The 16,195-nt window shown below is 43.2% G+C and carries 10 protein-coding genes and 1 pseudogene; 8 read left to right on the forward strand and 3 right to left on the reverse strand.

The annotated features are described in order from the left end of the window. From NDI45_RS24270 to NDI45_RS24280, 3 genes and pseudogenes are all read right to left on the reverse strand, one after another. A pseudogene (locus tag NDI45_RS24270) lies at positions 1-315 on the reverse strand (hypothetical protein); the annotation flags it as partial. Positions 316-434: 119 nt separating this feature from the next. Beyond that, positions 435-2,561: a Wzz/FepE/Etk N-terminal domain-containing protein gene (locus tag NDI45_RS24275; RefSeq protein ID WP_348249203.1), complete on the reverse strand. Its 2,127-nt coding sequence runs from the start codon at positions 2,559-2,561 to the stop codon at positions 435-437. 59 nt (positions 2,562-2,620) lie between these two features. Beyond that, complete coding sequence (locus tag NDI45_RS24280; RefSeq protein ID WP_348249204.1) at positions 2,621-3,706, reverse strand: glycosyltransferase; 1,086 nt, start codon at positions 3,704-3,706, stop codon at positions 2,621-2,623. 753 nt (positions 3,707-4,459) lie between these two features. On the opposite strand from NDI45_RS24280, the gene hepC reads away from it, so the two are divergent. The 8 genes from hepC to NDI45_RS24320 all read left to right on the forward strand — a co-directional run bounded on the left by hepC (position 4,460) and on the right by NDI45_RS24320 (position 16,195). Beyond that, entirely contained in the window at positions 4,460-5,398 is a 939-nt protein-coding gene (gene hepC, locus NDI45_RS24285) for a heterocyst development glycosyltransferase HepC (RefSeq protein ID WP_190794958.1), read from the forward strand. A 246-nt stretch (positions 5,399-5,644) separates the two neighbouring features. Further along, positions 5,645-6,511 carry an ABC transporter permease gene (locus tag NDI45_RS24290; RefSeq protein ID WP_348249205.1) on the forward strand — a complete coding sequence of 289 codons (867 nt, stop codon included), beginning with the start codon at positions 5,645-5,647 and terminating at the stop codon, positions 6,509-6,511. Positions 6,512-6,567: 56 nt separating this feature from the next. Further along, positions 6,568-7,872, forward strand: coding sequence for an ABC transporter ATP-binding protein (locus tag NDI45_RS24295; protein ID WP_348249206.1), 1,305 nt, complete (start codon positions 6,568-6,570; stop codon positions 7,870-7,872). Further along, positions 7,869-8,957 (forward strand): NAD-dependent epimerase/dehydratase family protein, encoded by a 1,089-nt coding sequence (locus tag NDI45_RS24300; protein ID WP_348249207.1) that lies wholly within the window; start codon positions 7,869-7,871, stop codon positions 8,955-8,957. Before NDI45_RS24295 ends, NDI45_RS24300 begins: the two co-directional genes overlap by 4 nt. A 524-nt stretch (positions 8,958-9,481) precedes the next feature. Then, positions 9,482-11,137 carry a hypothetical protein gene (locus NDI45_RS24305; RefSeq protein ID WP_348249208.1) on the forward strand — a complete coding sequence of 552 codons (1,656 nt, stop codon included), beginning with the start codon at positions 9,482-9,484 and terminating at the stop codon, positions 11,135-11,137. Between the two features lie 65 nt (positions 11,138-11,202). Beyond that, a complete protein-coding gene (locus NDI45_RS24310; protein WP_348249209.1) occupies positions 11,203-12,720 on the forward strand; it encodes a glycosyltransferase in 1,518 nt (505 codons plus the stop codon). Positions 12,721-12,760: 40 nt separating this feature from the next. Beyond that, positions 12,761-14,371 (forward strand): hypothetical protein, encoded by a 1,611-nt coding sequence (locus tag NDI45_RS24315; protein WP_190794927.1) that lies wholly within the window; start codon positions 12,761-12,763, stop codon positions 14,369-14,371. A gap of 105 nt (positions 14,372-14,476) precedes the next feature. Further along, complete coding sequence (locus NDI45_RS24320; RefSeq protein ID WP_190794928.1) at positions 14,477-16,195, forward strand: glycosyltransferase family 39 protein; 1,719 nt, start codon at positions 14,477-14,479, stop codon at positions 16,193-16,195.

The raw sequence follows: 16,195 nt of genomic DNA on the forward strand, positions 1-16,195 counted from the left end.
CCTTACTTTTGATATAAGTCTCGTCAACTCTCCACGAATCGTTGGTCGGCTTCAAGTGGGGTCGAATGCGTTTGTCCAGTTCTGGGGCGTACCTCAACACCCATCGGTTGATCATCGAATGGTCTACTTCCACACCCCGCTCCTGCATCATCTCCTCTAAATCTCGGTAGCTGAGGGAGTAACGGTAAGTCCAGTCCTGCAGGCGGGTCTCCCGCCGTAGGGAACTGGCGAACCCGAAGGGCAGTACCAACGAACATTGAGCAGGATAATTTCAGGCAAGAAATGCCGCCACTTGAACAGAGCAGCAGTAGCCATCGGAGGGCGAGAAGGCATAACGGGGCTTGTCTACCTTACCAGCGGCTGTTTTTGCGACACAACCTAATTTTGAACATAAGCGGCTAAGTTGACGATACCCTATCAACACATGTGAAACTTTACCGACAATTGTTCACTACAATGCCAACTAGATTTAGTTTGTTCAGCATTGAAATAGTTCGCAGCAATTCAAGTTTAGTAACCTGGTCAAGGCTACTCACTAGTAGCGTACTTTTACAAATAGAGGCAGTTTGGAGCGTTGCTACTGTTTCAATTGCAGACGACGTATCAATCAAAACTAAATCGTATTGGGATTCGTAATCCAGCAGTAGCTCCTTCATGGAGCGAGAGCTGAGGAGTTGTAGTGGATCAGCAGGCGTTGGTCCCGCAGGTATAAAATCAACATCTGACCCCAGAATTGAAAGCTTTAAGGGCTGTAACCCGATCGCTTCATCTGAGAGTACGGTAAAAAGTCCTTTGTCATTCGCAACTTGGAAGTAATGATGTAAGGTTGGATTTTTTAACGCTGCATCAATTAGCAAAACTCGCTGATGCAGGCGAGCTGCACTGAGAGCTAACCCTATTGCAACAGTTGATTTACCCTCACCCAATAATGCCGATGTGATTACCAGTGAATTGAAGTGTGACCCTGAAATAAAGATGTTTTTATAGGTAAAATCTAGAGATTCTTGCAATAATACCAAGTTTTCCAATAGACTAGACGCAGATGATGCAGGCTTTGAGCCCTTAAGATGAACAGGTGATCGCTGTAATGAACCTAGTTTGGGTAATGTTCCCAGCAGCGGAAGCTTAGACAACCTCTTCAAATCGTCGGCAGAGTGAATGACCGTATCGGTTGCTTCACGCAGAAAAGCAGCGATCCCGCCTAGAAACAACCCGACTACAATGCCTAACAGGATAGTTCTCATCGGTTGCGGTCCAATTCGATATCCCAGTTCAGGCGGTTCTACGACCTGCCAGTTAAACCCACCCTGTATCAGTCTTGCACTCAATTCCTGCCTTAGCTGCAGTAATCTTTGTAAATTAGCACGTTCGCTCTCAACCTGAGGCTGTAGCCGTTCATATTCTGCGATCAGGGCAGGAAAGCGGCTTGATTCTACCTGGATTTTTTGTTTGGCAGCCTCTAGGCTTTGACTTCGAGCAGCCAAGCCAGAGAGGGTTGACTGTAGTTCAACTAATTGATTCACAAGATTAATATCCGTTTCGCTCAACTGCCCATTTCTAAGAAAACGACTCGGATCAAGTCCATTCTGAGCGGCGACGGAACCGACAATTCGCGTAACCTCTTCCTGTAATAAACGAATCTGGCTTTGTCGTTGTGCTAGTAGGGATTGCACTGGAGGAGCAGCATCTGAATAGGTGACTCGTAGTCCTGCCAGCCCAAAATCAGTTTTTTGTAATTCCCCAAGTAGAAATTGATAGCGTTCCGACTGACTGAGCCGAGCAGTAATGAGCGCCGCCTGAGGCGATAGGGCAAGCTGCCGCTGAATAGTTAGATAACGAGCACGCGCTTCATCATATTCTGTACGGGTCGTTTGCTCCGTTTGCTGAATCTGGCTGAGTGCTCCTAAAGCGGAGGATGCCTGCTCCTGAGGTTGAACTAATCTAGATTTTCCTAAAAACTGTTCTAACTCTGCTTGAGCATCAATCAAGTTCTTACGTGACTCCTGAAGCTGTTTATTAATTGTTGCAAGACCACGGTTCAAACGGAGTTCCTGCTGCTGTAAGTTATAGTCTTGATATACTTTTTGAAGGGTTTCTAAAATCTTCTGTGCCTTTATCGGCTCGTCACTGGTATATACCGCTTCAAAAATTTTAGTCTGAGTTTCATTCTCTACGACTTGAGAGAGCTTAAGCGATTTTGAAACTTCGTTAACACCTAAATCTGGATACTCATTCCTTAAAGCATCAACTGCTCGCCGTAGAAATTGGCCGCTACGCATCAAGTTAATTTGAGTCGCGTAGTCCTCCTCACCGTTAGGAGCTAGTGGATTATTGACTACATTCGATTGTGCCTGTGAGCTTGGATAGTTAGGTTCAACCAGAAGCCGCATTGAGCTTTGATAAACAGGCTTTTCCCGTACGGCTAATAGCGCTGCGATCGCGATCGCAATACTCATAGAGCCGAGTATCCAGAAGCGACGACGTAAAAGAACAGCAAATAGGTCACCGTAGCCTAGATCGCTCTCTTCTACTGCTGAATTGATCTTGTCCTTATTGGTCATCGTCGTTACGACTACCGAAATATGGCTCTGTAGAAACGTAAAAAATCCAACTTAGAGTACTAGCAATCTAGCACTTTATTTAAAATCTTATCGACTTGTTGAAAGAAAGCTTTATCCGTAAACTGGGTAAGGACATGAGCGCGAATGGCTTCATAGCTCCATTGCACTGTTTTAGATGCAAGAACAGTCGCCTGAATCGCATCGGGGGTCTGCCGATTAAAAAAAAGACCCGTAACTCCTGGAATTTGAGTATCTAGAACGCCACCTGCACCAAAGGCAAGTACGGGTGTACCGCTAGCATTTGCTTCGATCGGTACCAAACCATAATCTTCCAGTGCTGCAACAATTACGGAACTGGCTTTAGACATAAGATAACTGCGCTCTACATCACTCACATATCCCAAAAACTGCACATTTTCTAACGCTTTAGCTTTCAACTGTCCTTGCTGTGGACCTTCTCCAGTAATAAGCAGGGGCAACCCCAACCAGTTGAAGGCTTCTACAATAGCATCAATCCGCTTGTAGCTCAGTAACCGGGAAGAAACGAGAAAAAAATTGTCCTTCTGGCTAGAAAAAATAAATTTGGTGATGTCGATCGGATAGTGTGCTACGAGCGCAGGCTTATTATAGATGCGCTGAATGCGGTTTGCGACCGTTGTAGAGTTGGCAATGTATAAATCAGGACTGCTAGAAGCGTCTAAGTCAGCCTTCCGCATCCGCTGAAAAATCTTTTCCAGCAACGGGTAGAACCTTTTGTACTGTCTATATTCCCTTAGATAGGTTTTAGTATCCCAGAGAAAGCGAGTCACGTTGTGGCAGAAGCAGATGTGTTTTGCATCAGGTCGCTTGCGGACAGCTTTAGCAAAGCCACTGGTGCTGCTAATAATTAGGTCGTACTCCTGTAGATCAAGTGCTTTAAATGCTTGAAAGTACAGAGGGGCAAGTAGCCTGAAGAAGTGAGTTGATCCCGGAATATTTTGTAGATAAGTTGTTTGAACTGGACGATCCCCTAAGTCGATCGTTGTGTCTGGGCTATATAAAGACGCAAAAACATCAGCGTCTGGAAAATGCTGGCAGAGCAGTTCAAAGACTCGTTCAGCACCACCTCGCTGCGTCAGATAGTCATGTATTAGTGCGACCTTCATAGCTTACTTTTCTCAGCTCATTATTATTGCAGGACTAACGAACAATTTATACGTGGAGTAGTAAAAACTCCTGTGCGAAATACGTAGAAATTGAATCAGGCAAGCTAGTAATTTTAATTAAGGACTGAACAAGAGCCCTAAACTCTAAGGCATTAACCCTAAATTGTCCAATCCTTCGTGACTTTATTGAACTTAGCTAATTTACACTTAGCTAATTTAAAAATAGATACTCGTGAGTGTTGCTCAACACAGTTCAAAATGGCTCCTTGATTACCTAAGCCAGCCTGCTTATGCCGACTGATACCCTGTAACAGCTCATCAGTACCAAAAATACTAGACTGCTATGATAAGATGATGCATTTTCATGACTCTACCAGCATTTGTATTAGCTTTTATTATCGGGGAAAATCTGCTTCGGGTTCATACTCTTTTACATCATTTTTGCTCTCTGCTCTGTTAAGGCTGGTACAGGGTGTTGTGAGGGTAACTCATCCCAAAGGTAGATTTGCTTTTTCAAAAAGACCGTATATGTTCTTGAATTAAACTATCCAACCAAACATTAGGCTGCTAAAGCGTTAAATAGCGAGGCAATTGCGGTGTCAGTTCGTAAGCGATAAATTCAAGTTAATGCAGCAGTCGTAGAACGTAGTTAAAGTTACTACTAGTCCCATAGCGGAATTTATAAGGGTTCTACAAATACTAAATCAAGGTTGGGTTTCGTGTGACCTGTTCAAGCCTTTCAAATCTATTTATATGACTGCAACACGAATTCGCCTCACTAACATCAAGGTGTTAAGGCTAGAGAATAGCTCTTGGGTAGAGCTTGATATTCCTACATTCTCCAACGTAACCTTATGTTGGAGAAGCAATTTTTTATTTGTAAATGCTGCGAATGCTTCCGATGCTGGTATCCCGGCATTAAGAAGCGAACAGTGGCTTAAGGATTGCTTGCGGCTCTCTAGCGTTGCAGCAGTTTGCCTTAATATTAAGTTAAGCGAAACAGCATTGCAGTCTTGGGCAGATGCTTGTCATGATGCAAATAGACCTGTTTTTTTGACTGTGCTGCCTTCTGCGGAATTTCGTAACCAGTGTTCTTCACTCGGCTGGCGAACGAAGCGATTCATCGATTGGTTCCTGTCGGCACTGATGCTTCTTGTCCTAAGCCCGCTTATGGCGTTCTTAATGGTCCTGGTTAAGCTTTCATCGCCAGGTCCTATCTTTTTTAGGCAATGGCGTGTTGGGGGTCGGGGAAGACTATTTAAGATTTGGAAGTTTCGTACGATGGTTGTTAATGCTGAGGAGACTCACCATACCATCATGGGATCTCAGCAAGGCTTGCATAAGCACAAAGATGACCCGAGAGTAACACCGATCGGGCGTTTTATGCGGAAATATAGTCTGGATGAATTACCTCAGCTAATTAACGTGTTGCGCGGTGAGATGAGCCTGGTAGGTCCACAGCCCTGGACGATTTATGATGCAATTCGGATCAAGCACGAAGATCTGCATCGACTTAGAGCATTACCGGGGATCACAGGCTTATGGCAGGTTTTAGGGCGATCGCATCTAGTTGACCTGGACACGGTCAGCCAGCTTGACCTGGAATATCTAAAGTCCTGGTCGCTCTGGAAAGACTTTCAAATTTTGCTGATGACGATTCCAAAAGTTCTTACTGGTTTCGGTGCGTATTAGGTTTACAGGTTCTTGCTTGAGTGTCGTTTTGGGCGTTGCTGAATCGGGATATGAACGGTGTAAATTTAGCTTCTGCATCGCCCCCTAAATCCCCCAATGCTAGGGGACTTTGAATTCTGGTTCCCCCCAAAGTTGGGGGGCTAGGGGGGCGTATCATATGCTTATTCAGCAACGCCTCGTTTTGAAAGGACTGCCGGAACAGTGTGCGATTTTCTTTAACTCCTGGTTTGGGACACCATTCTTCCTATGCTGAAGCACCACAGGCACAATACAAATAGCCGCAATGACTGGGAACCCTACGAACTAGTAATTGAGGAGGGCCAAGCTGAACGCCAATACTGGAAGGATCTCTGGAATTATCGGGAACTGTTCTACTTCCTGGCGTGGCGTGATGTTTTGGTGCGCTATAAGCAAACCGTCATTGGTGTAACTTGGGCATTGATCCGACCATTCCTGACCATGGTTGTATTTACCGTTGTTTTTGGTAATCTTGCAAACTTGCCGTCTGAGGGTATTCCTTACCCTATCCTCGTCTTTTCAGCGATGTTACCCTGGCAATTTTTCTCAAGTGCGTTAAGTGAGTGCAGTAATAGCTTAATCAGTAATGCCAATCTGCTTTCAAAGGTTTACTTTCCGCGCTTAATTGTGCCAACCAGTGCAGTGATCGTCAGCTTTGTCGATTTCATGATCTCCGGCATGATCCTGGTTGGACTGATGGTATGGTACGACTTTATCCCAACCTGGAAGATTCTGACATTACCGATATTCATCCTGGTTGCCTTTGCAGCAGCCATGGGAGTCGGTTTATGGCTGGCAGCATTAAATGTTGAATATCGGGATTTTCGCTACATCGTTCCGTTTATCGTCCAGTTAGGTTTATATATTTCTCCAGTTGGCTTTAGCAGCAGCATTGTACCACCACAGTGGCGTCTCGTTTATTCACTCAATCCCATGGTGAGTGTGATTGATGGATTTCGGTGGGCAATTCTGGGAAAGGAGACGTTTATTGACCTATCTAGTTTTTTGCTTTCGATCGCACTAGTTTTACTAATGCTGGTAACTGGGATCTGGTATTTTCGCAAAGTTGAACGGACGTTTGCTGATGTAATTTGACCTATCCAAAGCTGCTGTTTTCATGAAAAGCGATGGAAATCCAGGGAGTGTAGCAGATGTCCAGTAGGGTGATTCGAGTTGAAAACCTGAGCAAGAAATATATTATCAGACATCAGGAAAAGGGGCGCAGCTACAAGACTCTACGTGATGTATTGAGCGATGGTGCCAAATCGCTTACCCGAACGCTATTGAAGCCTGACAAGCTACATCATCTGAATCCAGCTCGTGAAGAATTTTGGGCACTGAAAGATGTTTCGTTTGAAATTAAACAGGGCGATCGTATTGGAATTATCGGTCGTAACGGAGCTGGAAAGTCAACGCTGCTAAAAATTCTCAGCCGAATTACGGAACCGACTCGCGGCAGAGTTTCTATTAGGGGCAGAGTTGCGAGCCTTTTAGAGGTGGGCACAGGATTTCACCCAGAACTTACAGGAAGGGAAAATATCTTTCTCAACGGCGCAATTTTAGGCATGAGTAAAGTTGAGATCAAACGAAAGTTTGACGAAATTGTTGCGTTTGCCGAAGTTGAACGATTCCTTAATACGCCCATCAAACGCTACTCTTCAGGCATGTATGTTCGTCTTGCTTTTGCTGTTGCGGCTCACTTAGAGCCAGAAATTTTGATCGTCGATGAAGTTTTGGCAGTAGGAGACGTGTCATTTCAAAAAAAATGCTTGGGTAAGATGCAGGACGTGGCGGAGAACGAGGGCAGGACGGTGCTGTTTGTTAGCCACAATATGAACGCAGTGCAACGGCTCTGCCCTCAGAGCTTAATATTTGAGCAGGGCAGACTCGTTGACTTCGGCAATACAACCCGTTTGGTTGCTCGCTATATGTCTTCCGGTGATACCCAGGTTTCGCCTCTAGAATGGATCAGCATGGCCAATACGATTCGCAGCGGAACCGGAGAAGCTCGTTTTACAGCGGTTAAATACGGCAGCTTGCAGGAATCGGTTCGATCGCAGCCTTATTCGGGTGGGCCTATTCATTTTCTTTTACAAATCGTCTCAGACGCAGAGCGATCGATTAATAGCCTAGCTGTAATTTTGTTTGACCAGAGCGGAACGAAGTTAGTCAATGCGGACACCCTTTCATTAGGACAGACTATCTTTCTGAAAAGGGGACGAAATGTGGTGCATCTTCAGATTGAACACCTTTATCTCAATCCGGGAATCTATGTATTTGGTCTGTGGTTAGCAAACCCTGAGCGGGGGGTGGTGTTTGACCACATTGAGTCTGCCTTTGAAATTGAAGTAATTGATGTGGGGGCTGAACAGCTTGGTACCAGACCTGATTTTGATGGAGCTGTTGTTTGCCCATTCAAAATTTTGACGAAAGAGCAAGTACAGCAACCAGTATGAACATCATCATTGTGACCGGATCGGCTGGACTAATTGGCTCTGAAGCAGTACAGTTTTTTTGTGACAAAGGCTACACTGTGGTTGGCATCGATAACAATATGCGCCAAGTCTTTTTTAGTGCAGATGCCTCAACCAAATGGAACCGCGATCGTCTTTTACAGTGCTATGGCGATCGATACATTCATCACAACGCTGACATTCGGGATCAAGAAGTTATCTCCAATATCTTCAAGACCTATAACCAGGATATTCGTCTCATTATTCACACAGCGGCTCAACCATCACATGACTGGGCAGCGAAAGATCCCTCCATAGATTTCAGCGTCAATGCAAACGGCACGCTGGTTTTACTGGAGAATACGCGCCAGAGCTGTCCCAATGCGGTATTCACTTTTTGTTCAACGAATAAAGTATATGGAGACACACCCAATAATCTACCGCTCGTTGAACAGGAACTGCGATGGGAAATTGCTGAAACCCACTCCTACTACGATCGCGGCATTGATGAGTCCATGAGTATCGACCAGTTCAAGCACTCGCTATTTGGAGCTTCAAAGGTGGCAGCAGACATACTGGTTCAAGAATATGGTCGCTACTTTGGGATGAGGACTGCCGTATTTCGGGGAGGGTGTTTAACGGATCCCAGTCACTCTGGAATGAAACTACATGACTTTTTATCGTACCTGATGGGATGCACCATGACGGGTCAACCTTACCAAGTGTTTGGCTACAAAGGAAAGCAGGTGCGAGACAACATTCATAGCTTTGACCTGGTGAATGCGTTCTATCACTTCTACCAGAATCCGTGTAGGGGAGAAGTCTATAACATTGGGGGCAGTCGCTTCAGCAATTGCTCGATGCTGGAAGCAATCCAGTACTGTGAAGCGATCGCAGACAAGAAATTGAACTGGAGCTATGCAGAGCCTAACCGCATTGGCGATCATATCTGGTGGATCAGCGATGTTCAAAAGTTCAAAGATCACTATCCAGATTGGAATTTAACCTATACAGTCAAAGACATCCTGGAGGAGATTTTCACTACAAACATTGGGCGATGGTGCCAAGATATGGTGCTTAGCCATTAAAGATCATGTTTTCTATCTTCTTCACTAAGAGTTTAAGTAGCTTAGGAAAGCTGTTCAAGCATCGTATTGTTCGGTTTCTCATCTGCGGTATCATTTCAGCCGCCTTTAATACCCTACTCCTAGCGATTCCGGTTAAATCTTTCAGCTTGGGGCAACCGGCTTGGCGTAACCTAGCAAACTTTATTTCGATCGAAATCTTAGTACTTTTTAGCTTTGCCATTTATCGGCTTTGGGTTTGGTCGAGCCATAACTGGCCAATACGCAAAATTTTTAGGCAAGAGATTCCTTTGTATCACTTGTCTTGTAGCGCATCGATTGCGGCAAGAGATTTCATTTTGTTTCTCCTTCTAGATTAGATGGGCATTAACTACGCCGTTAATAGCTTGATTGGAATCGTGATAGGGTCGGCAATGAACTATGCTATCAGCGATCGAGTGGTATTTAAGAACAAGTAAATCAGGTGTTCAATGTTTAGGAGCAACACGAAATTTAAAGAGGTATGGGATTGGAGTTATATTATTCCTTTGCTTATTTCGATCACCCTAATAGTCGCTTGTGTCATCGTTTCATTCAAAAAATATTATTGGAATGATGAGCTTTATTCCTATTATTTTCTCTCAGACCCGTCGTTCAGCCACATGTTGGCCGCTTTTAACGACAAAATAAACAACACTCCCATCCTCTATTTCTTATTTGGGTGGGTCTGGGCTAGATTCTTTGGTATAGGAGAACTATCGCTGCGCCTGTTTTCTTGCTTAGGACTTTGTGTTGCTGCCATTATTACTTGGATAACCCTTCGTCGAACCTATCGCTTTCTACCCTCTGCGCTTGGACTGTTAACTGTATTTTGTACGTCAGGAATTATCCTGGACCAAAATGCAGAGGCTCGAATGTATGGGTTGTTTTTGGCAGTCTGCTCACTGGGTCTATTGCAGTTTGATATATTAAATCGATCTGACAAACTAAACCGATGGGGTTTGTTGTGTAATACTTTCATACACGCGGCGATTGTTCATACTCATCTATTTGGTATCTTTTACAGCGGGGCTATCTTCCTAACACAGTTAGTTTGGGATGCCTACTGTAAGGTTTTTAAGACAAGAATTTATCTATCTATTATTCTTGGTTGCCTTTCGCTGATTTTCTATATCCCTACTCTCCTCATTCAGGCAGATGCGGGTAGACCTCGTACATGGATTCCCATTCCCGCTCTCAATAATCTGACCAGTTTGATGAATTTGAGTTCATCATCCTTCTTCCAAGCTCGTGCTCTAGGTTGGATCATTCTAACTGCTAGTAGTTTATTGCTGCTCAAATCATTCAGACAAAATGATTCTCATTTCAACCATGAAAGCTTCCAAAATCAGCAAAGAACTCAAAGAACTCAAAGAAATTTAGAGCTTCCCCTGTTACTATTTGCACTTAGTTTTCTTTTGGTTCCTATTTTTGTTTGGCTTATTTCACGGACAGTTAAACCTATTTTTATAGAAAGATATTTAATTCCTAGCTGTTTAAGTTGGATCATTTTAATTGCTTTTGCAAGCTCCCATTTTGTTTTAGAATTCCAAACTAAATTTGGTTTAGAAAATGTCAGAAGAAGTAATTTAATCAATATTCTAAAGAAGCTTGCCAGTTTGATATTGTGCACAATTTTAATTACATATTTTCTCTCGCAACCTATTAAATTTGCTAGAAGCTTTACAAGGCAGGAGCTTCACGGAACTATTTTGCAGAAAGTTGATTTATCTGAGCTTGATTACAGAAATCTTCCGGTTGCAATACAGTTCTCATCATGGTTTACGCAGATTTTTCATTATTCTTCTGAAAGATACCGACACTTTTTTATTTTAGATTGGGAAGCTGCTGTAAATGAAAATAGTGGCTCGTTTACTCCACAAGAATACAAGCATTTAGATGCGTTAAAACGTGTTTACCCGGAAAGGTTCAGAAATAATATTATTCAAAGTGATGATTTTCTTCAAAATTATGATCGCTTTCTTGTTATAGATGAACGGGATTATAGGAGGAAGTGTCCACTGAAGAGTGTTGATAAAGATTGGGAATATATTCAGTGCCCCCAATGGTTAGAGATGAGGATTTTAGCTAATCCTGCTTATCGAGTTAAGCCTTTAGTTACAACAGATTGGGAAACAGTTCTGCTGGTAGAGAAGGTGAGTTAATTATTCTGAAAACTCTATTCATTCTTCAGCAGTTAACAAGTCAAATGCACCTTTAGAGAAAAATTATGAGTTTATTAAGCCCATCGACTACTGTTCAGGAAACAATAGACCCAGCGGTACAGAAACTCGGTATTCGTGAGCAATACCGCGATCGCTACTGGCTGAAACGAGATCCCATTTACCGCGATCGTCTCCTGTGGCGAGCACAATCCTTTCGCCACATGGTTCATCTATTACCAGGGCAAACGATTTTAGAACTGGGCTGTGGTCGAGGACTATTTACTCAGCAGTTAGTGCGTGTTTCTCGCGGGGAGAATCCTATTACTGCCGTCACGTTCAACCCAACTGGCGATCGCCCTGATCATCTTCCCGCTTCGATCCGGTTTATCAATGCAACGCTTCAGTCTGACAAATTAGGAGCGGAGCAGTTTGATTTCATCATTGCAATGGATTTGTTGGACGCTGGAAACTGTGCCTGGTTCTTGCAAAACGTTTACGAACTTCTGAAGCCTGGTGGACAGATTCTATTCTATGAAAGCAATCCCTGGAATATAGTTCTCAGGTTGCGACGGCTTCTGGCAGGATGGCTTGGACAGAAAGATCCCCGTCACTTGCTCAGCCGTCCTAAATTGTATGAATTGATTTCTGAATTAGGTTTTATTAGAGTATTTGCCATTTTTAATGATTTTGTCTATTCGCCTCTCAACCGTCCACTAATTTGGCTTTTACGGAATCTCTCGATCCTCCTCGAAAATATGCCTGTCCTTCAAACCCTAGCAGGTTCTATTCTCGTTCATGCTCAGAAGCCGCCGCGCGGGGTGGAATGCCCGGATGCTTCTCTTTGTGAACATGTATCGCTTTACAACTCGATATCAGTGGTTATCCCCTGCCACAACGAGGAAATGAACGTGAAGCCATTGGTGACCCGCTTAAAAGAGCTATACGGCGATTATATTCATGAAATCATTCCTGTGGATGACAACAGTCAAGATCGCACAGGAATAATTTTACGGCAGCTAGCAGAAGAAGATCCGAGGATTAAGCCTGTTTTTCGTACGCCTCCCAATGGGGTAGGTAGGGCGATCGCAGATGGTTATCGAACTGCAACGGGTAGATATATTCTGTCGATGGACTGCGATTTTCAGCATCTTTTGCCTGAACTTAGGGATCTCTTTGATGCAGCAGCAGAGGGATACGATGTCGTTGTGGGGAGCCGCTTCTCCCGCCATAGCGTTTTGCTAAACTATCCCATTCAGAAAATTATTGCTAATCGTGGCTTTCACTTTCTGGCTCGTATTCTATTCTTGCGCGGTGATATTCGGGATTTAACAAATAATCTCAAGCTAATGCGCCGGGAGGTTGTTGAGAATCTTCAAATCACACAGCCCGGATTTGCAATCAATGCTGAAACAGGTCTACAGCCGATGCTGATGGGTTATTCCGTGCATGAAGTTCCAATCTCCTGGATTAACCGGACTCCGGACATGGGCGTTTCTTCATTTCGCCTAATTAAAGTAGGCGGCGGTTACTGGGAAGTCCTACGTCGGCTTTGGCTGAAAAGAATGTTAAAAAGCAAGCATTAATATTGCTGCAAAAAGTTTAGTTTGAAGGGCAGCGTACTGAATGGATATCAGAAAGATTACTTTTAATGAGCGGTATTGGGAATATTTTATTCCTGCGCTTGCAGTTGCATCGCTGTTGATTTCATGCGCCGTTGTCTCTTCTAGAAAGTTTTTCTGGAATGATGAGCTTCTGTCGTTCTACTTATTAAACGATCCTTCCCTACCACACATGCTGGTTGCCTGGAGCGACAAGTTTAATCAAGCTCCCCCGCTTTACTTCATCATAGGTTGGGTTTGGGACAAAATCTTTGGCTCATCCTTTGGCTCAATCGAACTATCGCTGCGGCTTTTCTCCGGCGTAACGATCACGATTGCTTACATCATGATATGGACGGTACTACGGCGAACCTATAATTTCTGGTCGGTTACTGTTGGCACAACTAGCATTTTTTGCCTGTCCGAACTTGTTTTATATCACAATGCAGAACTGCGAATGTACGGTTTATTTGCCGCAGTTTGTGCATTTGGATGTCTTCAATACGACTCGCTAAATAGAAAACGGGAATACACCTTCACTTCTCTTTTAATCAACACTTTGGCTCACGCTGCCATTGTCTTGACTCATCTGTACGGCATTTTATATAGCACAGCGGTTCTCGCTTCATTTTTAACTTACGATAAATATATTGGCACTTTTAGAAAAAAGCTTTATTTATCAGTGTTAGCAGGCTGGATGATTCTGTTACCCCTAGTCCCTTTAATCATTAATCAATCTAATAATGGGGCAAAATGGTTTTATACCTACAGCTTATCGGAAGCAATTGACTTGCTTACTCCCTTTCCGAAGTTTGTCTGGTTTATATTGGGTTTGTTAACCATCTCAGCATTGCTAAGTATCTTAAAATCAACTGAAAAAATAATATCGAAGCCTTCCTTCGTGAGTCAGCTCGATCACGGAGAAATTTCACTTTTAATACTTTCCATCTTCTTTCTGCTGGTTCCGCTAGGAGCATGGATAATTACTGTTACTGTAAAACCGCTATTAAACGATCGCTATATTCTGCCAACGATTACGGTCAGTTGGTCTATTTTATTAACCTACCTGATTTCTAAAATGATTTCTGCCCCTGAAGCATTGAGCAGTAGAGAGAGAAATAGAGAACGAAACCGATTTTCGTATTCGACTCTACGCTCGATCGCGCTTCTGGCACTCACATTAACGATAATCCTTTACCCACTTTACTATGCCAGAAAATTTCCTGAGTATTCACAGAAACCGGGAGCAAATGATTTGAGCTACGGATATCCAGAACTGCCGATTGCGATGGAAGCAGGGCATGACTTTCTCCCGCGCTTCTACTACTCTTCTAAGCCAAGCCGCTACTTCCATATTTTGGATTGGGAAACTGCAACTAAGAACGTGACCAGTGCTTACGCAACGGGCGATTACGTTCACTTAAATGCAATTAGCACACACTATTCCTTTATTCAAAGCGTTCAAAGCAGCAATTTTCTTGAGGAACATGATCAGTTTTTAGTATTAAACGAAGCAGACCAAAAGTGGTTTGAGGAAAGAGTACAGAACAATCCAGATTACCAAATTCAAGAGCTAGGAACGGAACAAGGAGCTAATGACTTGCTTACCATGTTTTTTGTAAGGCGTAAGGAATAGGAAACTGTCAATAAGGAATAAGCATTTAGCCAAATTAATTTTATCTCGTGGTGCGGAACAAGTATGAAAGCTAACTCGTTACGATCGCCCCTCAGGATCTCTAGGTTGAATCCTGATTTTGTCAGCATCCTGCTAGTCACTATTGTCTGGATGGCGATGCTCGTGCTGATTAACCCGATCGGCAATTTTCCGCTTAATGATGATTGGGCTTACGGCTGGACCGTCAAAATGCTTCTAGAAACAGGAGAGTATCAGCTCTCTGACTGGACTGCAACCAATCTGCTATCACAGGTTGTTTGGGGAGCTATCTTCTGTTTACCTTTTGGTTTTTCGTTCACAGTACTTCGTGTCTCTACGCTAGTACTGGGGTTATTGGGCGTGCTGGCATCTTATGGACTGTTAAGAGAATTGACAGGGAATTTCCAGCTTGCTCTGCTTGGGGCTTCAGTTATTGCTCTCAATCCTGTCTACTTTAGCTCATCAAATTCTTTTAATAGTGATGTTCCTTCATTTTCCTTTGCAATTTTATCGCTCTATTTCATCGTTCGCGGACTTAGGCTAAACTCAAATTTAGAAGTTCTAGCTGGCATTTTAATTTCATTCATTGCTATTTTAAATCGCCAATCCAGCATTGTTATTACTGCTAGTTTCGGCTTGGCTTATCTGGCTAAAAAAGGATTAAAGATAAAAAATTTTACTGTAGCTTTTTTGCCAACTATAACAGGCTTATTATTGCAGGCAGGTTATTCCCATTGGCTAAACTCTGTTAACGAGACGCCAGCCCTGTATGGTTTTCAGATTAAAAATTTGTTAGAAACCTTTTCCAAAGGGTTAGTGACTGTCGCTTTAACCTATCTTGAAAATGCAATTATCATATTGGTTTACTTGGGATTGTTTTTATTTCCCTTTTTAATAGTTTGCCTTGCCGATCGCTTTAAAAGCTTATCTTTCAGAAATAGACGTTTAGATCTGTTAGTGATTTTGCTATTTCTAGCATCAGGTACTGTCCTTGTTCTTCAGGGCAGGCAAATGCCTTTTGTTGGAAATACCCTAGAAACTTTTGGTGTAGGACCCGAAGCCTTTGACGGCTACTCTTCTAGCCTCAATGCCGGTGGAGAAGCAATATGGAACAGAACTTGGGAACTTTTGACCTTGATAGGATTTATTGGAGCGGCAGTGATTATTTTATATCTCATTCCAGCCTTTTTAGATCTTACGACTCGTTGGAAAGAAGATACTTCAGATCAAGGATGGCTACCTATTTTAGCTATTTCTGCCGCTTTTATTTATTTTGTAGTGATTGGAGGACTGGATAAGCAGTATTGGTTCGATCGCTATTTGCTTTTTCTAATGCCTATTTTGATGATGCTTATCATTGTTTTGAGCAAGGATTCTTTAGGAGAAAAGCTGCCCTCAGGAATGGCTTTTACTGCTTCAGCCCTGCTGCTGGTGTACGGTAGCTTTACTGTTGCTGCAACTCATGACTACCTGCTGTGGAATCGAGTACGGTGGCAAGCTCTCAATAGTTTAATTGAAGATTCCAAAGTTTTACCTGAACAAATTTATGGCGGATTTGAATTCAATGGCTGGCATTTTGCAAATCGGCTTGAAACCTGTGAGCCGCAACAAAGCAATATTGACAGACGAGTTAAGGTAGATTGGAGCAGCTTTACCTGTCTTTGGGGAGAAAATACAGGTAGATTCAAGTATTTATATAAACTTAGATTCATTACTGAGTCTGGATGGATGGTGAAACAGCAGTATTCGTTCAGAAGATGGCTGCTGGGCGACGGTACGCTATATGTTCTGGAGCAGCGAAAATAA

It is taken from the genome of Leptolyngbya sp. GB1-A1, assembly GCF_039962475.1.
Lineage (GTDB): Bacteria > Cyanobacteriota > Cyanobacteriia > Elainellales > Elainellaceae > Leptolyngbya_A.